The sequence below is a fragment of the Alteromonas sp. 4NS20-0143 genome, from assembly GCF_057542855.1.
In genome coordinates this window covers 629705-653539 of the sequence record NZ_BAAJLR010000001.1, presented here as the reverse complement: position 1 = coordinate 653539, position 23835 = coordinate 629705, and the positions used below count along the sequence as shown (strand labels likewise).

Genomic DNA, 23835 nt, shown 5'->3' with positions numbered 1-23835 from the left:
CGCTCAAGCGTTAATAAAAAGGTGAAGTTTACAAGCGGCAGTGGCAAAAATATGACAAACACAGCAGTAAAAGATGTAGTAATTGTGGGTGGTGGAACAGCTGGCTGGATTTCAGCTGCGGTTGTCAAACGTCTATTAGGTTCTCGAGTTAACGTTAAATTGCTGGAATCAGAAGATATTGGCACCGTAGGCGTGGGCGAGGCGACTATACCACCCATTATACTGCTCAATAAGATGCTGGGTTTGGATGAGAAAGAATTTCTCAGAGAAACGAAAGCTACTATGAAGCTCGCTATTCGTTTCGAGAATTGGAAAGAGCAGGGTGATAGTTATTACCATACCTTTGGTGCACCGGGTAAAAGTTTTGCGTTTTGCCATTTTCATCATTATTTTAAACGCGCGCAAAAATTGGGTCTGAAAGACTCTATATGGGAATATGACCTCAACTATCTTGCCTGCGAGGCGGGAAAGTTTGCCCACATAAAATCTCCTGATCCCATCATTGAAATGCCTTATGCGTATCACTTTGATGCTTCGCTTTACGCCCGCTTTCTTCGTAAAAAATGCGAAGAAATGGGGGTTGTTCGTAAAGAAGGAATTATAGAGCGGGTAGAGCAGCATACCGAAAACGGCTTTATAAAAGCCGTCACGTTAAAGGATGGCACCTCAATAAGCGGTGATCTTTTCATCGACTGCTCAGGGTTTAAAGGTTTGCTTACCCAACAAACCCTCAATACGGGCTATGAAGATTGGTCACATTGGTTGCCATGCGATCGCGCTGTGGCAATGCCCTCAGAACGTCATGAAGAGACGAGCCCTTTTACTCGCTCAATTGCGCACAGCGCTGGGTGGCAGTGGCGTATTCCGTTGCAGCATCGCAACGGCAACGGCCTTGTTTACAGCAGTAACTTTTACAGTGACGATCAGGCGCTAGATATTTTATCTAATAATATCGATACCAAGCCACTGGCCGACCCTAATTTTATACGTTTTAAAACTGGTCGTAGACGTAAGCAATGGAACAAAAACGTCATTGCGGTAGGGCTGGCTAGCGGCTTCCTTGAGCCGTTGGAATCTACCAGTATTCATCTTATTCAGTCAGCCGTGGTACGTTTAATTCACCTGTTTCCTCACAATGGAATTAGGCAAGAACAGATTGATGAGTACAATCAGCAGTCTAAATTGGAATACGAGCAAATTCGCGACTTTATAATATTGCATTATCATGTAAACGAACGTAACGATAGCCAGTTTTGGCGTGACGTGAGAAACATGGAAGTACCAAACAGTCTCACCCATAAAATAGAATTATTTAAGGCGTCGGGAAATATTTTTAGAGAGCAAAACGACCTTTTCTTAGAGAGTTCATGGCTACAGGTGATGATGGGCCAGGGCATTGACGCTAACGATTACCACCCACTGGCGAACGCCATGTCGGATGAGAAACTCTTAGAGTTAATGCGTAATATTAAAAATATCAAAAATGAACCCGTGGGAAAAATTGCGACTCACGATATGTTTATTAAACAGTTTTGCGGCTTATAAAACGCTTTTGCATATTTATCCATAAATCCGACGCTCCCAATCAGGTTGTATAAAAAATTAGCTACCATCGATTTAACACGGAGCCAGCGCGCTTTCCTGCCAAAGGCTCTGTGTTTATCCCTTTTTCCTTTGCCTCTATCTTTGTTCAATCACTCTATTGGTTGTAAAAAGGGAACGTAGGTTAAGTAAAGTAATCTCCTATACTAATCCCGCGCTTTATCTTTTTTCATACTTTTATGACTTATTTTCAACTATCTACCTTATATTTCTCTTTTAATATCCCTGTGTTTTTCTACATCCTAAGCTTAACCTTACCGTTTTAAATACGCTTATTAGCATCCTGATTTTAAACATGTTCTCATTAAGCCTATTTTAAACCCGTCGCTAATTTACGTAGCTTGTAACTTAAATGCTTACAAACCCCTTGTATTTGAAACATATGTTGCAGATATGTAAATGAATACGTATGCATAGCATTGCTCCCTTTTTGTACAAAACAGTAAGATTCATTACTGGAACAAAAGAGGCAAGTTAAGGTCCGGATTAGCTGTTGTAGTCCTAACTTGTCGATAATAAACAAAGAATGGGACACCCATGCAAACATTTAAACCCAGCACAATAATGGCAGCCCTGATAAGCAGCGGGGTGGCCTTTATGTCTTTGCCCCTCTATGCACAGGAAGAGGCCGACAATCCACAAGCGAAAACCACCACAGAAGCTAATTCAACACAAGCGGTTGAAGTTCCCCCACGGGAAGAACTTGAGCGCATTGAAGTACGAGGATTTAGTACTAGCTTAATTCAGTCTTTAAACCAAAAGCGTTTTTCAGACACAGTGTCAGAACAAATTTCAGCGGATGACTTAGGCGGTCTTCCGGATGTATCAATGGCTGACGCGCTAACTCGGCTCCCGGGTATTTCAGCAGTTCGCACCGGTGGCCAAGCTGCACAGATAAACATTAGGGGGCTTTCTGGTGACTTTGTATTTTCAACATTAAATGGCCGCGAACAGGTTTCTACAAGCGGTAGCCGCGCTATTGAATTTGACCAATATCCTTCGGAGCTCATCAGTGAAGCTGCGGTGTATAAATCACCGAAAGCCTCCCTTATTGAGGGTGGTATTGCTGGAACGGTTGAATTAAAGACAGCATCTCCTCTTAAAATACAGGAGCAACATAAATTCAGCGCCAATATGCGAGGGATGTATAACGATAGGGCATCAGAAGTTTCTGACGCAGAGGAATTCGGCCATCGTCTTAGCTTTTCCTATCAAGGTAAATTTTTAGATGACACGGTAGGCGTGTCGTTAGGGTATGCCCGCTTATTTCAACCGAGTGTTTCAACTCAGTTTATAGGTCTTGCATATAACGGACTTGTGGATGTAGACGGCATTGAAGGTGACGCTGATGGGCCTGACTCATGTGTGGAGTGTGAGTACATATCCGAAGGGTTTGAAATGCAGCACAAAGGGGGTGAGGAAACTCGCGATGGTTATGTGGCTGCCATTGAATGGGCACCAATCGACACCTTTACGCTAAAAGCCGACGCCTTTATTTCAAAGTTTGACTCTGAAGCCTTCGCGCGAGGTTTCCGAGTGAAACTGGGCGGGATTAACGCAGGCATCACTAATCCAACTGTTGTAAACAATAGCGTGATTGGCGGCACATTTTCACGCACAGACAATAGCTTTACTCGTGTAGAGCTAGTAAACGATGACAATCAAGATTTTGATAGCGTTGCAAACTTTGGTGTAAATGCCAATTGGGAAATTAGTGCCGACCTAGCGGTTCAGTTCGACATCTCTCGTTCTACCGCTGAGAGCGATTTTAGAAACGGTTTGTTGTGGTCTCTAGTGGGTGAGGATGCCAATGCAGCCAACCCTGTTTTTGATGAGAATGTTCAAATATCCTATTTGCTCAATGGATTAGACTTACCTGATTTAGGTTTTAATCAAATGAGCGCGTTCACCAATACCGACCGAGTGATGGTAAGCAAGTATGGTATTTACCCTTTTGAAAATAAAGACGAATTAGATGCCTACAGAATCGATTTTCAATATTTTATAGATTCACCCGTTATATCCGGCTTGGAATTTGGCTACCGCTATTCAGACAGAGAATATACCAACGATCGCTCTGTGTTTGAGTATGGAAACGACAGCGCATTCTCAGTAAGCCAACCGCCGCTAAAACTAACCTCGGATATGGTGGAACAGGTTGACTGGAGCGGAGACTTTGGCTATTTCCCAAGTTATCTGTCAGTAGATTTGGACAGTGCACTTAACGCATGGTTTCCAGACGGCAGGCCTGTACCGGTTCAAACTTGGGGGCCAGGTGCAGCAGGGGTAATAAATGGCCCGGGCACAGGGCCGGCAACTGCATGGACGTTACAAGAAAGTGGCGACGTGTTTGAAACTGTGAATTCAGCCTACTTAATGGCAGCGATAAGTACGGAAATTGGGAGTTTACCTGTCACCGGTAACGTGGGGGTACGTTACGTAAAAAGTAAACAACGCTCAACCACGCTTCAGCGTGCCACCCAGCTTATTTCTGATTTAGAAACCGGCGCAACCGAAGAGGTTAGCGACCCAACAGCCGGGGCGCAAAACATTACCGATGATGTAGGTCTTATTAACAACTTTTATCGCCCTGCGTTACTCAGCCATGAATACAGCGATGTGTTGCCTTCAATCAACCTAAACTTTCAGCTCAACGACGATATGCAATTACGTGTAGCTGCTGCAAAGGTCATGGGGCGGGCACCAATAAATCGTTTTGCTGCAAATGCTTCGACCAACGTAGAGGTAGTTACCGCGTTTCAAGACCGAGACTCTGGGGAAATAACCCTATCTACGCCGACAGCTCGAGTCAATGGCAACGCCCGTAATAGTCCGTACTTAGAGCCATTTTATGCTACTCAATACGATGTGTCTTGGGAGTACTATTTTAGCGAAACCGAAGGTGCATTAGTTATTGCAGGCTTTTACAAAGATATTGAATCGTTTGTTGAAGATATCGAAATAGACCCATACGACTTTGAAGGGAATGGCATTGTTACGCCAGATTCTGTGCAAGTTCCGGTGTATTTAACCCCAGAGTTCACCGGCCAAGAATCAGAATTAGCCGTAGATGCTAACGGCGACCCGCTATTTGTAACTGTGCCGACAGAAAACGGAAGTTACAGTACAGCGGTTAACAACGCAGAAGGTGGTTATATTCGTGGTATCGAAATCGCCTATACGCAAATTTACAGCATGTTGCCTGGCTTTTGGTCTGGCCTAGGCATAAGCGCAAGCTACTCATACACAGAAAGTGAGATTCAGCGCACACTTGGCGATGGAATCTACGCAACGAGCCTGCCTGGTTTGTCTGAAAACGTAGCCACTCTTACCGCATTTTGGGAATACGAAGGATTTGAAACCCGTCTTTCCACACGTTTTAGAGATTCGTTTGTTTCTCAACAAGTCGCCGTTAATGATCAGGTAGTTAACTTCGATTCTGAGCTTGTCGTTGACTATCAAGCGTCTTACGAATTGAACGAGAATTGGAGCGTATTATTTCAGGTAAACAACCTTACCGATGAGCCCACTCGCAGCTATTTCTCGTCACAAGAACAAACCGGCACTATTCAATACTTTGGCACTCAGTACTTCTTAGGGATGACATACCGATTATGAAATCTCTAGCCTTGGGCAACGTTATCCCATTAGTTAAAGCCAAAATAAAAGCTACAAATATAAGAACAAATCAGGAGAACACTATGTTTACTCGCTTAAGAGTATGGCGGTTAGCCGTGCTAATAGTAGGCGCTTTCATAATAACAGGGTGTGGGGGCTCGGACGTTGAGTCTGGCACCAATCAATTACTAACTTGTGAGGTGCCTAACGTACCCGATGAAACGGGAACCGAGTGCGTTGCGCCTCCGCCTATTGCGTGTGAAGCACCAACCGTACCTAACGAAACCAATGATGCTTGTGTCGTCGGCGCCGATCCGTCTCTGCCTATGCCAGTGTTTACCCCTGGTGAAAATCAAGCGGTGTTGTATTACAACCGGGCAGCAGTCGATGCAGACAATAGCAGTAATGATGCGGCCTACGAAGGCTGGCGTTTACATACTTGGAATAATGATACCTGCGATGCGTATGCCGACGCCGATACAGATTGGGCTAACGGACGTGTGCATAATGGGGTAGACGCAAACTATGGCGCGTATTGGATTTTAGAACTCAAAGAAGGCTATGGCGATTGTCACAACTTTATCATCCATAAAGGAACAGATGATGCGGGTAAAGAACTGGGCGGCGGCGATTTTCAAGCGTCTCTTGTTCAGGATGACGAAACATTTGTGCGCATGAACTTTACGCTATCAGGTGAGCCCACGCTGTTCGAATTCCCTATTATGTCTTTGGGTCCTCAGGCAGTTGATATTGAGGGCTTTGGCGCCCACTGGTTAGATGCTAATACCATATTGTGGGACGTACCTGAGTCAGTAGCCACAGTTAAATTACATTACTCGGCCACAGCAGATTTAGAAAGTACGTTAGAAAATGGCATCAATGGAACGATTGTCGAACTGATGCCTTCAACCCTAACTGAAGAGCAGACGGCACTGGCTCCTCATTTGAGTGAACTAACTGCTTGGGAGGGTAATTGGTCTGTTGATGATGCAAAAACCGTTATCACCACACAAACTGCGCTTGGCGGGTATGACAGCGAAGGTAATCTTGTTGCTGCAACCGGACTTCAGCTTGCTAATGCGATTGATGCATTGTTCACTCGTGGTGAAAATGATGCAGATGAAGCTCAATTAGGTGGAATTTATCACGACAGCGGCATAACTGCGGCCGTGTGGGCTCCTACTGCCTCTAATGTCGATTTGCTTATTTACAACGACAATAAGAGTGTATCAGAGCGTATTGAGATGGTGCGTGATAACGATTCTGGCATTTGGAAGTACGAGGGTGATAGCACGTTAGATAGACAACTATATCGTTATGAAATAACGGTATTTCATCCTAATACGGGCAATATTGAAACATTACTGGTCACCGACCCTTATTCAGTGTCGCTAAGCACCAATGGACGATTCTCACGCTTTGTGAATCTTGCAGATGAAGACTTAAAACCCGAAGGGTGGGATTCTCACACAATTCCAACTATCCAAAACCCTGAAGATGCCGTGATTTACGAGGGGCATATACGCGATTTTAGTGTATTGGACGAATCTACGTCTGAAGAAAATCGCGGCAAGTACCTCGCCTTTACGGAGGAGGGCACAGCACCTGTTGCGCATCTTCAAAAGCTCGTTGACGCAGGACTGAACTACTTTCACATTTTACCTGCAAATGATATTGCCACCATCGATGAAGACCCTACAAATACGGTTGATTTATATGACACCGTGGGAGAGCTATGTCGTTTAATTAATGACGCTGCAGTATGCGAAGAAGAGAATGAAAATACGCTGCTGATTGACGTGTACAACAGCTACGACCCTCTTGCTGAAGCGGCAAAAGCGCAACAGCTTACTAATGATCTTCGCGGTATAGACACATTTAACTGGGGATACGATCCTCATCATTTTAATGCGCCTGAAGGAAGCTATGCGTCAAGCGCTGAAGGTGTAGAGCGCATTATAGAAATGCGGGCAATGGTGCAAGCGCTGCACGAAATGGGGCTTCGCGTTGCGCTCGATGTTGTATACAACCATACCAACGCGTCGGGTGTATTTTCAAAGTCTGTACTCGATAAAACGGTACCAGGGTACTATCACCGTTACGAGGTAGATACTGGAGCAATTGTTCGCGAAACATGCTGTGATGATACAGAGCCGCGTAATGTGATGATGGAAAAGTTCATGGAGGACTCTTTGCTCATGTGGGCTGAGCACTACAAATATGACTCTTTCCGTTTTGACATTATGAGCCAAGCAACCAAAGACACTATGCTGCGTTTACGTGAAGCGGTGCAGACAGTTGATGAAGATAACTATTTCTATGGCGAGGGGTGGACCAAAATAGAGCGGGGTTATGAGCAGGCTAATCAGCTAAATATGGCAGGTTCTGAAATTGGCACGTTTAACGATCGTATTCGCGAGGCCATCCGTCAGGGAAACATTTTTTCTCCTGATTCAGATGCGCTGCTTAGCGACCAAGACCGCGTAAAAATGAGCTTGATTGGAACATTGAAAGACTACGTTCTTGAAACTTCATCGGGTAGTGCGGGGGCCACCAGTAATTTAGGCGGTTACGCTGAAGATCCTGCAGACATCATTAACTATGTGTCTAAGCACGATAATGAAACCCTGTGGGATCAATTGAACTACACATTGCCGCAAGACATCAGCTTGCAAGAGCGCGTTCGAGCGCAAAATGTGGCTATGGGGATTAACTTAGTCGCTCAAGGTATTCCATTTTTGCAAATGGGTGGCGACATGCTGCGCTCTAAGTCTATGGACCGCAATACCTACGATTCCGGTGACTGGTTTAACTATGTTGACTTTACCTATGGCACCAACAACTGGAATGTAGGTTTACCACTTGCGCAAGACAATGAGGCACGCTGGGAAGAAATGGGTGAGTTTATTTACGATCCAGAACGCGCCGCATCGACAGCCGACATAATGTTTGCTTCTGATGTGTTTGCAGAGCTACTTTCAATTCGTATGTCTAGCCCCTTATTTAGGTTAACTAACGCTAACGATATTATCGATCGCATTGGTTTTCATAATATTGGCAGTAATCAGCAAAAAGGCTTAATTGCGATGAGCATCGACGATGGTGCTGTCCAAACTGATGATACTGTTCGTGCCGATATCGATATGATGAACGACGCGATTATGGTTCTGATAAACACGGGCTATGATGAGAAAACCATTACAGTAAATACTGCCAAAGGCTTTATGTTACATGCTACTCATGCAAATTCAGTTGACAGCAGCGTGCGAGGCGCAACGTTTACAGAAGGTGATGATGGTAATGGCACTTTTTCTGTACCGGCGTTAACCATTGCCGTTTTTGTAAAGCCTCAATCGGGTGCACAAGGTTATGGACTAAGTGCGTTTGCGACATCAGGCGCTCCTGATGTGGTGCCTTATGGCGATACTACGGCCTATCTACGTGGCGATATGAATGGATGGTCTTTAGATAATGCATTTACCTATCAAGGTGACGGGGTTTATTCCGTTGCGGTTCCCCTTATTGGCGGGACGACCTATGGGTTTAAGTTTGCATCTGAAGACTGGGATACGGTGAACTTCGGAGCAGTTGACGGTGATGATGGTACGGTAACGGATGGCGTTGAAAAAGTATTAGGTAGAACCAATACAAACCTTGCGTTCACTCCCTCAATTGATGCTACCTATCTATTTACTATTAATGCCAGTGACAACGAAGCGCCAGTGTTGACGGTAGAGAATGAGGAGCCCTATGTTGGCACACCAGTGTATCTTCGTGGTGCAATGAACGACTGGGGAACCGCTGAAGAATTCCAGTACCAAGGAAGCCGTATCTATACGTTTGCTCGAGATATAGAGCCTGGTACCTATGAATTTAAAGTCGCCTCTGAAGACTGGAGTACCGTTAATTTCGGAGCGCTTAGTAGCGACGACAGTGATAGAAATGTGGTTGTCGGGCAGTCTGTTGGATTAGCAGCGACCAATGATAACCTTATCCTTACTATTGAAAATGCCGATCGCTATGTATTTGTTTTCAATGTGTCAAATGAGGATGCTCCTACTATTGGTGTGTACAAAGAGGATTTCTGGGGTGAAACCGATGTATTTGTTCGCGGTGGCATGAATGGTTGGGAGGCCGTTGATAAGTTCTCTTATTTAGGTGCTGGTGAATATGTAGCTGAGGTAGAGTTGAGTGCTGGAGCAGTTGAGTTCAAAGTTGCCTCAGAAGATTGGTCAACGGTAAACTTAGGCAACCCTAATGATTCAGCGACCAATGCGGTAAGTGTAGGTACACCAAAAATTCTGGGAAGTAGTAATAATAACCTGATGATAGATGTGGCTGAAGCTGGGCTGTATGAATTCAAAGTTTCAGGTCCTGATGGTGCAATGCCAACGCTGACTGTTTCCATGAAGTAAATTCTTAACACGCTTAGCGTGTATCCGACGAAACAAGGTATAAACCGCAATATCGACGATATTGCGGTTTTTTATTCTCTCTTTACCTATGCTGCGCCTTTTATAAACCCGTTATTTTCAGTGAATTATCTAAGGTAGTTCAATACGCCCTAATGGCGCGAATTTTGTATCACCAGCTCTATTAATGGCATTTACACACGATGGCGATAACAGGGAAGGATAAATGTATGAAACGAGCATTAGTGGTTGAAGGTGGCGCCATGCGAGGTGTATTTGCCGCAGGTGTGTTAGACAAGCTTATGGATGAGCAGTATTTTGCCTTTGACTTTGCAATTGGTGTTTCTGCGGGGGCGACTAACCTATCTACCTATGTCACTCATATGCAGGGGTTAAGCAAAAAAATTATTTTACAGTATGCGACCAAGCGAGAGTTTTTTAGTCCACTTCGGTTTGTTAAAGGTGGCCATATGACCGATGTTCATTGGTTGTGGCATCACTCAAAACAGTCTCTTGGCATACGAGCACCTCATACTGGTACTGACATCGATTTATTTGTGGGTGTCACCAATGTTAATTCTGGATTATGTGAATATTTTCAAGCGAACGAAGATAACGTTGATGATCTTATGGTTGCCTCTTGCGCTTTACCGACGGCTTTTCGAGAGCAGCCAGTTATCGATGGCCGGCGCTATGTGGACGGTGGCGTTGCCGATGCCATACCTGCAAGGCAGGCTTATGCGATGGGGGCGAGAGACATCACCGTTATTTTGTCTCAGCCACCGGGATTTACAAAACCTGAGCTGAAATCTCCTTGGTTGTTAGAGAAAATGTATCGCGATCAACCGGAATTGCTCCGTACGCTGATTAATCGGTCGAAAACCTATAACGAAACCTTACACTTTCTGACTAACCCTCCAGCAGACTGCAAAATACACATCATTGCTCCAGACGCCTCTTTTGGCGTAAAGCGTTTAACTATGGACAAAAAGAAGCTTTTAAGAGGCTATGCCCAAGGCAGAAGGATGGGAAGACGTTTTTTATCCGGTCAAATGAAGGATGTGGCCTGAAACAGTAAGTCCGGTTAAGCCTTATTTCACGTGCTTAGAATATGCAGCACGTTTTATCCTAACGCACTGCCTTAGCTTAAAAGGCTAACACGCCTCATTTAATTGATGGGGTTTCGCGTTCAATTAGAATAAACATATTTATTACAAGCTGTAGCAGCGTATCTTTTTTGATACATAACGCTGTTGCAGCTCAAAATTCACTCACTCTTAGAGTGTGACGATGTATAAGAACGCAAAATCAGCGCCTTACACTGTACCCGATTGCATACATCTAAATGAGCGAAATGCACTTGTTCCAAAAACGCCTTCCTTGTATCCCGCTCAGAAATCCAATTAAAAAAGGTAAAAGAACAAATATTACTTTTAATTTTAAAGGCCATTTGACCAGCAGGTTTTGTTTAAAGTATTGAATACATTGATTTTATTGCCTCGCTCTGACTCAATTTCTTAAGTGTAAATGGTTTAACCATACTTTCCTTGTACTCTTTACATACTCTTGTAAGATATTCGCATTGCGCACTGTAATTTTTACGCACTTCTGGTTCATAAATTGCTTTAACTAAACAAAATAATAAAGCAGGTCACACAATTAAGGTTCAATTTACTGATGTGTTCTCGGTATTTATACATGTAATTGACCTCTAAGTGACGAGTAAAAGGGCTTAAAACTTATACCTTAGCCTAATTTACGTTGCTGCGTGTGGTAGGTGGTAAGAATAAGTGGCAGTATCCGCTAACAATAAAAACAGTGAATTGAGCTGAAGTATGGAACTGGCAAAACAAAAGGCCTCAATTGGCTTAATAAATCCAAAAAATCCGGTGAATGTTGCCTCTATTTTACGGGCTGCCGGCTGCTATGGTGTAGCGTCGGTTTTTTATACCGGCCAGCGATACAGATTGGCAAAGGAATTTAACGCAGATACAAAAGCGTTTCACAAAATTATTCCAACTGTTGGTGTCGATAATTTAAAAGATGTTGTGCCTAAAGGTGCAAAAGTAGTGTGTGTTGAGTTAGTAGAAGGTGCTGTGCCATTACCGCACTTCGAACACCCAGAAAATGCGTTTTATATACTCGGTCCTGAGGACGGAAGTGTGCCAAGTGACGTTATTACCTGGTGTGACCATGTTGTGTACATACCAACATATTCATGTATGAACTTGGCCGCCACAGCGAATGTGCTGTTGTACGATAGATTATCAAAGTCTGATTTTGTTAGCGGGGATGCGCTAATACGGAGCAGTAGAGACACAAATAACACAACGAAAATCTAATCGATTGTGCGTGTTTCATGTGAGCTAGGACGCTTACCAAAATGATGAAAATTTGGGAGTTTTGCGTTGATTATAAGAACAAGAAAAGCGATGAGTAAGTTTAACCATGTGGTTTCTCAGAAATTTAACAATTTACCAGCATTGCTACCAAGTATGTTTGCCAAACAACCCGCCATCGACGAAGAAATTGTTCGTTTCTTTTTTAGCCGTTATCAACTGGTTGTTGCCAACGATGAAAAGGACAAAGACGTCAGTTTTAAAACACGTCATAAAGTCTATTGTGAAGAAATGAAGTTTGAACAGACAAGAGCGTCGTCTCTTGAGGTAGACAAGTACGACGATAGGGCAGTGAACTGCTACATTAAGCACCTTCCTACCGGAGAGTGCGCAGGTACAATACGTCTAGTATTACCCCAGCATGGCAGTGGCGCTCTACCTCTGGAAGACAAGTTTTCCGATGCATTTTCTTGTTCGTCACTTTTGCCTTCTAATTTAGTGTCTGACGGCGTATGTGAAATTTCTCGTCTCGCTGTGCCCAGAGAGTTTCGAGTTAGGCAGTTTAAAACAAAAGTGTTACCAAGTGAAAAACTGGCGAAAGTAAAGCAAGACAAAAACCTAAAGTTCAATATTGAACAATTACCTTATTTATCGATTGCGCTCTATTTAATGGCCACCAGTGTCTGTTTGCATTTAAATATGTCTCACGCCTATGTGCTAATGGAGCCAAAGTTGGCTAGACGAATGAAGGCGTTTGGCATTCACTTTAATGAAGTTGGCGAAGCTATCAGCTTTAAAGGGCAGCGAGTGCCTTACCGCCTTTCACCAACTACTTTAGTGAGCGAACTCTCAAACACTTTAAAGCGTTTTCAACAAGAGGTGCATCAGAGCATTCAGCCTAGTTTGAATAAAATGAGTGTTGATGCTTTCACCTCTACCGCTAACGTTCCGTTTGTTACAAAGCGTGAGGAAAGGGTTTCAGTAGCAGCATAGTAATAGGTTTTTTGGGGTTGAATACGTATGCATGTTTTTTAACAATACGTTAACGCGTATCCTGTTGGCATTCAGAAAAATTGAAGTAATCAATACGATGCCAGTTAAAAATATGTCTTCTTTTACTATTTCTTCGTTTCGAAAACCTATCGCGGTTGCTATCGTGGTCTCAAGTCTTCTAGCCTGTTCAGACAACGATACAATGAGTAATCAACAATCTCAGGGTTCAAACCCTACTGAGAATGGCCAGTCCTCTCCTAGTAAAGCGCCGTCTACTAAAGCGCTCTCCACTGAACACCTATCATTAGTGCAGGGCAAGCCGGTGGTATACCAGCTTTTTACTCGCCTTTATGGAAATACGAATACAGCAAATATTCCATGGGGTAGCATTGAAGACAATGGCGTAGGTAAGTTCGCCGATATTAATGATGCTGCACTTTCTAGCATTAAAGCGCTAGGTACCAGCCATGTGTGGTATACAGGTGTGCCACATCACGCAGTTATCAACGACTACAGCGAATATGGAATATCACACGACGACCCCGATGTAGTAAAAGGCCGTGCAGGCTCCCCCTACGCAGTGAAAGATTACTACAACGTAAATCCTGACCTCGCGCTAAACCCAGCAAACAGATTGGAAGAGTTTGAAGCCCTCATAAAGCGTACACATGAAAATGGCATGAAGGTGATTATCGATATCGTTCCAAACCATGTTGCTCGCAGCTATCAATCGTTATCATTGCCCGAGGGACAAACCAACTTTGGTCACAACGACGATACTTCAGTGGTGTATGCAAGAGACAATAATTTTTACTACGTTGTAGATAAAGCATTTGAAGTGCCTACCGCACAAGGCTATGAGACCCTTGGCGGAGACGAACATCCCTTAGCTGATGGTGAATTTAAAGAGTACCCAGCAAAATGGACCGGAAATGGAGCAAGAGCTGCTAAGCCCGACATTAACGACTGGTATGAAACCGTTAAAATAAACTACGGTGTGAAGCCTGATGGCACCTATGACTTCCCCACGTTACCTGCACAATACGCAGAGAAGTCATATAGCGAACATGTAGATTTTTGGAAAGACAAATCCCTACCTGATTCCTGGTATAAGTTTCAGAGCATTGCCCATTATTGGTTAGATAAAGGTGTCGACGGTTTTCGTTACGACATGGCAGAAATGGTACCTGTCGAATTTTGGTCATTTTTAAACAGCAGTATTAAACAACGCTCGCCTGACGCGTTTTTATTGGCAGAGGTATATCAACCGTCTAAATACCGAGATTATATACACCTAGGCAAGATGGACTATCTGTACGATAAAGTTGGATTTTACGATACGCTTAAGACCATTATGCAGGGCTCAGGGAAAGTCAGTGATCTGGTATCTGTTCACAATCAAATTTCTGATATTGCACCCCATATGCTTCACTTTTTAGAAAACCACGACGAACAACGCATTGCTAGTGAGGATTTTGCAGGCAGTGCAGAGAAGGGCAAACCAGCACTTGCCGTTAGCGCGCTGATTAGCAGCTCTCCAACGCTACTTTACTTTGGCCAAGACGTGGGGGAGGACGGAAGTGAAGACATGGGATTTGGCGACCCTACTCGGACCTCTATTTTTGATTATGCCGGCGTGCCTGCCCATCAGCGTTTTATGAACAATGGAAAGTTTGATGGCGGTGCATCCACAGAGCAAGAAAAGTCTTTACGGAATTTCTATGAGTCCATAATGGCTATTGCTGCCAACCATGGCGCAGTGAACGGCGATTTTATCAGTCTGCACGATATCAATTTGAGTAATGCGCAGAATGATAATTCGCCTTCACAAATCCAAAACTCAAATAGCCGTAACTCAAATAAACGCACCTCTCAACGCCTGCCAAGTAATAATTACAGTGAGCAGCAGTTTGCGTTTGCAAGGCGCTCACAAGATGATGGGTTTATTGTTGTTACTAATTTCTCAGAACAGCCTGTAAAAGACATGCAGCTTATTTTCCCCACGTCTTTGTTTACAGAGTCAGAAATACCGTCGTTGCTTAAGCCTCTGGTCGGCGAAAAGCAACTCGCATTAGACGCTAAAGACGGCACTGTGATGACATCAGTTTCGCTTGAGGGCCTAGAGACACTGGTTTTTGAACTATAAGAGTTAATAGCACTGTCTTTTTCGTGACTTTTATTAATAGCCCAGGCAAGCGCTTGATAAGCAGCCTCAAATAAAAGCATCCGGTAAAAGCCACTTTGTTTGTATTAAGCAAGCCAAGTGGCTTTTTTGTTTACAGGTCCTAGTTCCCAGGTAGTGAATACGTATGCAGTGAATTGGTATCTTAGTGTTACACAGGTACTATCTTCTTTCGCTTTTTACTTAACGTCTTTTTAACATGAGGTGGTCTTAGTGACGTCTCCAGTTTTAAATTTTCTCCGGTCGTCTCTTCTCAGGTTTGCTTTACCACGAAAGACTGTGGGAACAAGTCTTTTTAGAATAGGCGCTTCGCGAGCTGGCCTTTTGCGAACACGCTTTTTACAACCAAGTTCTTTACAAATAGCCACTGCAGCATTGTTCACAGTTTTAGCAAGCACGCTTCCTGTGTATGCCGCCAAAGGCAGTATTGATGTTTATCCACCAAATTGGTGGGTAGGTATGGAATCGCCATTGGTTGAATTGATGCTTCATGGTGACAATATTGCTAATAAAAAAGTTTCGGTAAATAGAGAGGGGGTCGTTATTAATGCAGTAACGGCATTAGATAGCCCCAACTATCTATTTGTTACCTTGGATATTTCAAATGCAGCAAGCGGCGAGCTGATATTTACGTTAACTGATGACGCAAAAAATACGAGTAATATTAACGCAAACAACGAAGCTGGCTCGGCAAAAGTCTCTCATTCGTCTGCTAACTCGTCCTCCAACTTACTTTCTTATGAGTTTTCTTATGAACTGCAGCCTCGAGACAGTGAGAGTAAAAGTCGTGAAGGGTTCTCTGCTAAAGATGCAATTTATCTCATTACGCCAGATAGGTTTGCTAATGGCGACTCCAGTAACGATGATGTCGCTGGTTACCGAGATATTGTTGATAGGTTGAACAAGGGTGGCCGACATGGCGGTGATATCAAGGGCATTATAGATAACCTTGGTTACATCGCAGACATGGGCTTTACGCAAATTTGGACAATGCCAATGCTTGAAAATGCAATGGCCAAATACAGTTACCACGGGTATTCCACAACTGACTTTTATCAAATAGACCCTCGCTTCGGTACCAATGCCGATTATGTCACGCTCAGTGAAAAAGCAAACGAGCAGGGCGTTGGCATTATCATGGATATGGTGCTTAATCACATAGGCAGTGGTCACCTGTGGATGGAGGATACACCTTCAGATGATTGGATAAATAACGAGGGGAATTTCGTTGGCACCACGCACAAGCGAGAATCACTTCACGACCCTCATGTTATAGAAAGCGATATTGAAGGCTTTAGCGATGGTTGGTTCGTTCCTACCATGCCAGATCTCAATCAAAAAAATCCTCATTTAGCGAATTACTTAATTCAAAACGCTATTTGGTGGGTGGAGTTTGCCGGTTTAAGCGGCATTCGTGTAGATACCTATTCCTATTCCGATAAAGGGTTTTTGTCAAAGTGGACAGCCCGTCTTATGTCAGAATATCCAAGCCTTAACATTGTGGGAGAAGAGTGGACGATTAACCCAGCCATTACCGCTTACTGGCAGGCGGGAAGCCATCGTCATGATGAGTACGTTAGTGCATTGCCATCTGTAATGGATTTTCCACTACAGGCCGCGCTGACATCTGCACTTACACAAGAAGAGTCATGGAACACAGGGCTAGGGAATATTTATGAAACGCTGGCGACCGACTTCCTATATGGTGATCCTAACAACCTAGTGATATTTCCTGATAATCATGACATGAGCCGTATTTTTACTCAGCTTGGTCACGATATAGACAAATGGAATATGGCTATGACGTTTTTCCTAACCACCCGTGGTATTCCTCAAGTATTCTATGGAACAGAAATTCTCATGGCCAACCCTGACAGTTCAGATCACGGAATTATCAGGTCCGATTTTCCAGGCGGCTTCAAACAGAATAGCGATTCAGCAGTAAATGCATTTACAGGCGAAGGATTGTCACAAGATGAACGTTGGGCGCAGCAACGGGTGAAAACATTATTAGCTTTGCGACAAAATTATCCCAACGTGTTTATGGGAGAAATGAAGCATTACGCCCCTCATGATGGCGTTTATACGTATTTCCGCCGCGCTGAAGAGGATGACGGTAGCATGATAATGGTAATAATGAATAAACAAGAGGCGAAGGTATCTCTTGCTCGTTATTCGACCATGCTATCAAAATACACGCAAGCCACTCGCCTAAGCGATAAAACCGTATTTGGCGTTGACGACACGTTAACGTTGCCACCAATGTCTGCAACGGTATTCGTTGTAAATTAATTTAAAAACAATAAATAGAGCTAATTATGCAAGCAACTCAACCCCGCCTCTCATTTTGGCAAATTTGGAATGTCAGTTTTGGCTTCCTTGGCGTTCAATTTGGTTTTGCCCTGCAAAACGCAAATGTGAGCCGTATTCTTTCAGATCTGGGCGCCGATCTTCACTCTTTGTCATTGTTTTGGCTTGTCGCCCCAATTATGGGCTTAATCGTGCAACCTATCGTGGGTTCTGCGTCGGACAGAACGTGGAATAGACTGGGCCGCAGAAGACCGTTTATTTTAGCCGGTGCCGTGGCTGCCGTTGTGGGTATGATATTGCTCCCCAATGCGCCTATTTTTGTGGCGTTTTTAGCGCCAATGGTAATGGGGGCGCTCATGGTTGCGCTCATGGATGCCTCGTTTAATGTGTGCTTTCAGCCGTTTCGCTCATTAGTTTCAGACATGGTTCCGCCATCGCAGCGCAATGTGGGCTATTCTATTCAGTCTCTTCTTATTAATATCGGTGCTGTTATTGGCTCTATCCTTCCCTTTGTGCTCACCAACGTTGTGGGTTTAGAGAACACGGCGCAAATGGGGGAGGTTGCACCTTCAGTAATGTGGGCATTCTATATCGGTGCTTCAGTGTTGTTGGGTACCGTTATTTGGACCGTGTTTAGAACGAAAGAATATTCGCCTGAAGAATACAGTCGATATAAAGGGTTGAGTCCTGAACAGGGCGCTTCCCTTAACTCAAAGAAAAAAGAAAAGAAGGCTCCACTAGCACAGCGTTTAAAAGAGTTCTTTGCGTTAGTGGCAACTATGCCTAAAACCATGAAACAGTTAGCGGTTGTGCAATTTTTCTCATGGTTTGCACTCTTTATCATGTGGGTATACACCACGCCCGCTATTACCCAACATATATGGAACGTAGATAAGCAATGGTTTGACCCTGCATTTATCGCAGCTGCCCCTATGGTTCCAGAGGCTATCATTATGGCCAAAGGTGCCGCCGGCGACTGGGTGGGCATTCTATTTGCCGCTTATTCTGTGTTTGCCGCTATTTTCTCTATCTTTCTTGCAAAGCTAGCGGACAAATTTGGTCGCAAAACCATTTATGCTGGCGCGTTGGCACTGGGCGGCCTGAGTTACGTGAGCTTTTTATTCTTCCAAGATTTAACCATGGTAAACGTCAACCTTCTCATCACAGAAGTTACCGTACCTCTTGGTGCCGTTAAATTACTCATACCCATGATAGGCGTGGGTATTGCGTGGGCCGCTATTCTTGCAATGCCTTACGCTATGTTGGCTGGTGCACTTCCTGCTGATAAAACTGGCGTGTACATGGGCATATTTAACTTTACCGTTGCGGCACCACAAATTGTATCAGGCCTAACAGCAGGTTGGATCTTAAGTAGCGTTTTCGATAACGACGCTAAATACATCATTGTCGTTGCGGGTGTGTCCATGGTGATTGGTGCTATAGCAGTATTTTTTGTAAAAGAAGCTGATACCAGTGAAATTGTTGAAGAAAAAGGAGTTATTCAAGATGGTGTCTAAACGCACAGCAATCGCGATGGCCATAGCGACATTATTAACAGCCTCCTGCACAAACTCGAATAACGCCACAAGCAAGGCAGATGTTAATCACCAGGGAGCTAATGTTGAGTCGCTGAATAATCAAACAATAGTAGGCACAACCACACCCTTTGCGAGGGAAGCTATTTACTTTGTAGTGACCGATAGATTCGTTGATGGTGACAAGTCGAATAATTTTGAGGACCAAGGTGGAGACTATCCTACTTGGAGGCTGCCACTAGAGGGGCCTGAAGGCAAAAAAGCCTACGTAGGGTATATGGGCGGCGACTTAAAAGGTATTTTACAAAACGCCGACTACATTACAGAGATGGGCTTTACCGCAGTGTGGATGACACCGGTTCATGACAACCCTGATTATGCGTTTAATGGCGACGAACAAATCACCTATGGCGGCGCATTTAAAGACGGTGGTAAAACTGGTTATCACGGGTATTGGGCGTCGAATTTTTATCAACCCGACGAGCATTTGGTGAGTGAAGACCTGACCGTTAAGCAATATACCGCACAAATGCGCGAGCAGGGTTTAAAGTCAGTGTTTGATATTGTGGCTAATCATGGTTCACCCAGTTTCACCATGACTAATGATTTACCAGGATACGGTGAGCTATACGATAAAAACGGGCTTTTGGTGGCAGACCATCAAAATTTAGCGCCTGAGGATTTAGATCCAAAAAACAATCCTCTGCATGCCTTTTTTCACAACTATCCAGACTTAGTGAAGCTTTCTAACTTAGATGACGAAAACCCAGCCCTAAGAGATTACTTGATCAACAGTTATCTTTATTGGATTTCTCAGGGGGCTGATGCGTTTCGAATAGACACTATTCGCCATGTGCCTCATGCGTTCTGGCGAGAAATGTCCGACCGTGTGCGTGAAGAAAACCCTGACTTTTTTATGTTCGGAGAAAGCTTCGATTACGAGGCGAATAATATTGCGCAGCACACACTAGATAAAAACGGCAACATCAGTGTGCTCGACTTCCCTATGCAAAAAGCCATGTTGTCAGTGTTTGAAAAACCACTGGACAGTGATTTTGCGGATATGAAAGAGGTGTTACACCTTACCCATGGGCCTTATGAAAACGTGTATGATTTAACGACGTTTTACGATAATCATGACATGGCCCGCATGAATGCCACAGATGATGGGTTTATCAATGCTCATAACTGGTTATTTACGGTAAGAGGAATTCCGGTTGTATATATGGGGTCTGAAATTGGCTTTATGCGCGGCACTGCAGAGCATGCTGGTAATCGCAATTATCTAGGGCAAGAGCGTATCGACAGCGCAAAAGCCAACCCAATTCAGCAAGCGCTTAGCGATATTGCTAACGTGCGAAAAGCAACGCCGGCCTTGCAGCGTGGGCTTCAGTTAAATGTTGAATTAAAAGAGCACAAAGCGGTGTTCTATCGCGTGTTACAAGATAAAGAAAATCAGCAAACCGCGCTAGTGTTGTTGAATAAGTCCAATAAACCTGCCTCGTTTAATGTGTCGCAGTTTATGCAAGAGGGGCAGTGGCAGGAGCAGTTAGGCGGTGAAAGCCAGCAGATACGAGAGGGCGGTTCGCTCTTAAGTACTGTGGCGGCTAACGGTGTTCAAGTATGGGTGCGTGATGGCGCTATTACGAACGATGAACTAATGGCTACCCTGGCTGACCAAATGAAAAGGCAGTAAAGCGCGAGGCTGCAAACCTAGCTTAACCAAGTCAAAAAAGGGTGCGTTCATCACGCACCCTTTTTGGTTTTTAACGCTTTACTCGCTACCGCAGGACTGGCGTATGATGATATCAGCAGGCATAAGATAGTCTTCTACTTTCTCGTTGTTAATGGCCCTTAATAAGGTGTCGACCAATAACTCTCCCGCAAGATTGGTATTTTGTTGCACAGTAGATAATGCAGGGGTGGTGTACGCAGAAACCGCAATATTGTCATAGCCAACCACTGCCACATCCTGTGGCACATTGATGTTGGCCCGTCGTAAGGCACGCAGTGCGCCCATTGCGATTAAATCTGAGGCGCATACAATTGCTTCAGGCAGCTCGTTACATTCTATTAATGAGCGAACAGCGTCTGAGCCATCATCTTCTGTGGAAATGGCGTTTCGCTGAACACTTTTAGCGGTAAGGTTATGTTTTTCTAATGTGTCGGTATAACCGCGATATCGCGCCATAAATTCAGGCGCATGAACGCCATTGTCGCCAATAAAGGCAAAGGTTTTTTTACCTAACGCGATTAAGTGCTCGGTAATACTTTGTCCGCCTTGATAATTATCGCAGCCAATACTGACTCCAGGGTGGTCCTTATCAGGGGCGCCCCAACGAACAAAATGCGTGCCCTGCGACTCAAGCTGCGCGACCTTGGTTTGATAGTCGGTGTAGTTGCCATACCCTAATAAGATAATGCCGTCTGCTTTATTTGAGTCTTCATATTCCGCGTGCCAATCGTCTTCTAAATTTTGAAAAGAGACTAAAAGATCGTAATTCGCTTTTGCACAGGCACGTGTGATGCTGCCTAGCATGGCAAGGAAAAAAGGGTTTATCATTGAGTCGTCTGAGGTGGGGTCCTCAAAAAGTAATAGGGCAATCGTACTGCTTTTCTGCTTTCTTAAATTGCTCGCATTTTTATCGACTTTATAATTGAGTTCTTGTGCGATTCGCTGCACGCGCTCTCTTGTTTCTAAATTAACAAGAGGGCTATTGTTTAGTGCTCTTGAAACGGTTGATTGTGAAACACCGGCCAAGTGAGCAATATCAAAAGAGGTCGCTTTTTCTTTCATAAACATCATTTCTCGCTACAACGACATCGTTGCCATCAAAATCAGATTAACACATTTTTCCGTTAAGTCTTGTTTTTGAACTATGAAGCCCGATAGTGAATTATCGACGCATCCTTTTACAAAACAGCTTGCGCCCTTTATTTCGCTATCATCTATAGTGCTGTGTTTAACGTGAAAGGTAGCAATATCGGCCTCTGTCGTCGGTTATTCAACCAGTTGTCAGCGTTAAATGAATAAAACGTGGTTGAAGCATTTGTGTCAGTGGTATACTCACGTTATTAATATAATTACTTGTGCATAAGGGGAACATGCGAATGGCCGAGACTGAGCATCGTCCGACCAATTTTATCCGTCAAATCATTGATAAAGATCTTGCCAGTGGTTTGCATGACTCAATAAAAACGCGGTTTCCGCCGGAGCCAAATGGCTTTCTTCACATTGGTCATGCCAAATCCATTTGCTTGAACTTCGGTATTGCAAAAGATTACACGGGAACCTGTAATCTGCGTTTTGACGACACGAATCCAGCAAAAGAAGATATTTCTTTTGTTAACTCAATTAAAGAAGACGTTAAATGGCTCGGTTTTACATGGAGCGGTGATGAGCGTTATTCCTCTAACTACTTCGACCAGCTACACGGCTTTGCAAACGAATTGATTGATAAAGGCTTAGCTTATGTCGATTTTTCTAGCCAGGAAGTCATGCGTGAATTGCGCGGAACCTTGAAAGAGCCGGGTAAAAATAGCGCCTATCGCGACACCGATGTAGAAACCAATAAACGTGAATTCGCTAAGATGACCGCCGGTGACTATGCCGAAGGCGAATGCAGCCTGCGCGCCAAAATCGACATGACTTCGCCGTTTATGTGCATGCGCGACCCGGTTATCTACAGAGTGAAGCACGCCCACCATCATCAAACTGGTGATAAATGGTGTGTGTATCCAATGTACGATTTTACGCACTGTATATCAGATGCCATTGAGGGCATTACGCATTCATTGTGTACGTTAGAATTTCAAGACAACCGCCGTTTATACGACTGGGTGATTGAGAATATCTCTATCGATTGCAGCCCTAAGCAGTATGAATTCTCTCGACTTAACTTGGAATACACGGTGCTAAGTAAACGCCGTCTTATTCAGTTGGTTGATGAAAAACACGTTCATGGCTGGGATGACCCACGCATGCCAACGGTTGCTGGCTTGCGACGTCGCGGCTACACGCCGGGTTCTGTGGTTGAGTTTTGTAAGCGTATCGGCGTGACCAAAATGGACAACATGGTTGAAATGTCCATGCTAGAAGCCTGTATTCGCGATGACTTAAACGTGAATGCGCCTCGTGCAATGGCCGTGCTAGACCCGATTAAAGTTGTTATCGAAAATTACGAAGAAGGCGCTACTGAAACCTTGGCGGCTCCTAATCATCCAAATGATGAGACAATGGGCACTCGAGACATCACGTTTAGTCGTGAAGTCTGGATTGAAGCTGAGGATTTCCGTGAATCAGCAAATAAAAAGTTTAAGCGACTGGTACTTGAAAAAGAAGTGCGTCTTCGCAACGCCTATGTAGTGAAAGCAAACCGTGTAGAGAAGGACGAAGAGGGCAATGTAACGACTGTTTATTGTACCTACGATCCAGATACCTTGGGCAAAGACCCTGCTGATGGCCGTAAGGTAAAAGGCGTTATTCACTGGGTAGATGCAGCAACAGCAAAAGCGGCAGAGTTCCGTTTATACGACCGCTTGTTCAATGTACCTAATCCTGCTGCCGAAGAAGACTTTACCGATGCTATCAATCCAGAATCTCTTGACGTAAAACAAGGCTGGGCTGAAGCTGGCTTGGTAGATAATGTACCTGAAGTTGGTGCATGGCAATTTGAGCGTACCGGTTATTTCTGTTTAGATAACGACAGTACTGCTGAAAAGCCTGTATTTAATCGCACGGTAGGTCTGCGAGATACTTGGGCAAAAATGGAAGGCTAATATAGCGCTTCGTCTAATGATCAAAAAGCCGCGTTAACGCGGCTTTTTGCTTTTTGTTTACCTGT

The 23835-nt window shown here is 44.2% G+C and carries 12 protein-coding genes; 11 read left to right on the top strand and 1 reads right to left on the bottom strand.

The genetic code is table 11. The annotated features are described in order from the left end of the window. The first annotated feature begins 51 nt into the window (after positions 1-51). From AC27HD_RS02715 to AC27HD_RS02670, 10 genes are all read left to right on the top strand, one after another. Positions 52-1545, top strand: coding sequence for a tryptophan halogenase family protein (locus AC27HD_RS02715; RefSeq protein ID WP_487103595.1), 1494 nt, complete (start codon positions 52-54; stop codon positions 1543-1545). 594 nt (positions 1546-2139) lie between these two features. Further along, complete coding sequence (locus tag AC27HD_RS02710) at positions 2140-5220, top strand: TonB-dependent receptor (RefSeq protein ID WP_487103593.1); 3081 nt, start codon at positions 2140-2142, stop codon at positions 5218-5220. 83 nt (positions 5221-5303) lie between these two features. Next, a complete protein-coding gene (locus AC27HD_RS02705; RefSeq protein ID WP_487103591.1) occupies positions 5304-9635 on the top strand; it encodes an alpha-1,6-glucosidase domain-containing protein in 4332 nt (1443 codons plus the stop codon). 227 nt (positions 9636-9862) lie between these two features. Beyond that, a complete protein-coding gene (locus AC27HD_RS02700) occupies positions 9863-10702 on the top strand; it encodes a patatin-like phospholipase family protein (RefSeq protein WP_032094178.1) in 840 nt (279 codons plus the stop codon). A 765-nt stretch (positions 10703-11467) separates the two neighbouring features. Further along, complete coding sequence (locus AC27HD_RS02695) at positions 11468-11974, top strand: RNA methyltransferase (protein WP_032094177.1); 507 nt, start codon at positions 11468-11470, stop codon at positions 11972-11974. 90 nt (positions 11975-12064) lie between these two features. Then, the gene (locus AC27HD_RS02690) at positions 12065-12964 is read left to right on the top strand and encodes a PEP-CTERM/exosortase system-associated acyltransferase (RefSeq protein WP_487103590.1); all 900 of its coding nucleotides are present in this window, start codon (positions 12065-12067) and stop codon (positions 12962-12964) included. A 97-nt stretch (positions 12965-13061) separates the two neighbouring features. After that, positions 13062-15110, top strand: coding sequence for an alpha-amylase family glycosyl hydrolase (locus AC27HD_RS02685; RefSeq protein ID WP_239060049.1), 2049 nt, complete (start codon positions 13062-13064; stop codon positions 15108-15110). A 396-nt stretch (positions 15111-15506) separates the two neighbouring features. After that, positions 15507-17438 carry a glycoside hydrolase family 13 protein gene (locus AC27HD_RS02680; protein WP_487103902.1) on the top strand — a complete coding sequence of 644 codons (1932 nt, stop codon included), beginning with the start codon at positions 15507-15509 and terminating at the stop codon, positions 17436-17438. Positions 17439-17464: 26 nt separating this feature from the next. Beyond that, on the top strand, positions 17465-18973 hold the full coding sequence (locus AC27HD_RS02675) for an MFS transporter (RefSeq protein ID WP_487103588.1): 1509 nt from the start codon (positions 17465-17467) through the stop codon (positions 18971-18973). Next, positions 18963-20687 (top strand): alpha-amylase family glycosyl hydrolase, encoded by a 1725-nt coding sequence (locus AC27HD_RS02670; protein WP_163106266.1) that lies wholly within the window; start codon positions 18963-18965, stop codon positions 20685-20687. The genes AC27HD_RS02675 and AC27HD_RS02670 overlap by 11 nt, the downstream gene beginning before the upstream one ends. A 78-nt stretch (positions 20688-20765) precedes the next feature. Here the strand turns inward: AC27HD_RS02670 and AC27HD_RS02665 are convergent, their stop codons facing one another. Continuing rightward, positions 20766-21788, bottom strand: a complete 1023-nt coding sequence (locus AC27HD_RS02665) for a LacI family DNA-binding transcriptional regulator (RefSeq protein WP_032094268.1) — start codon at positions 21786-21788, stop codon at positions 20766-20768. Between the two features lie 314 nt (positions 21789-22102). Between AC27HD_RS02665 and glnS the strand changes: the two genes are divergently transcribed. Next, on the top strand, positions 22103-23770 hold the full coding sequence (glnS, locus tag AC27HD_RS02660) for a glutamine--tRNA ligase (protein WP_487103586.1): 1668 nt from the start codon (positions 22103-22105) through the stop codon (positions 23768-23770). The last annotated feature ends 65 nt before the right edge of the window (positions 23771-23835 follow it).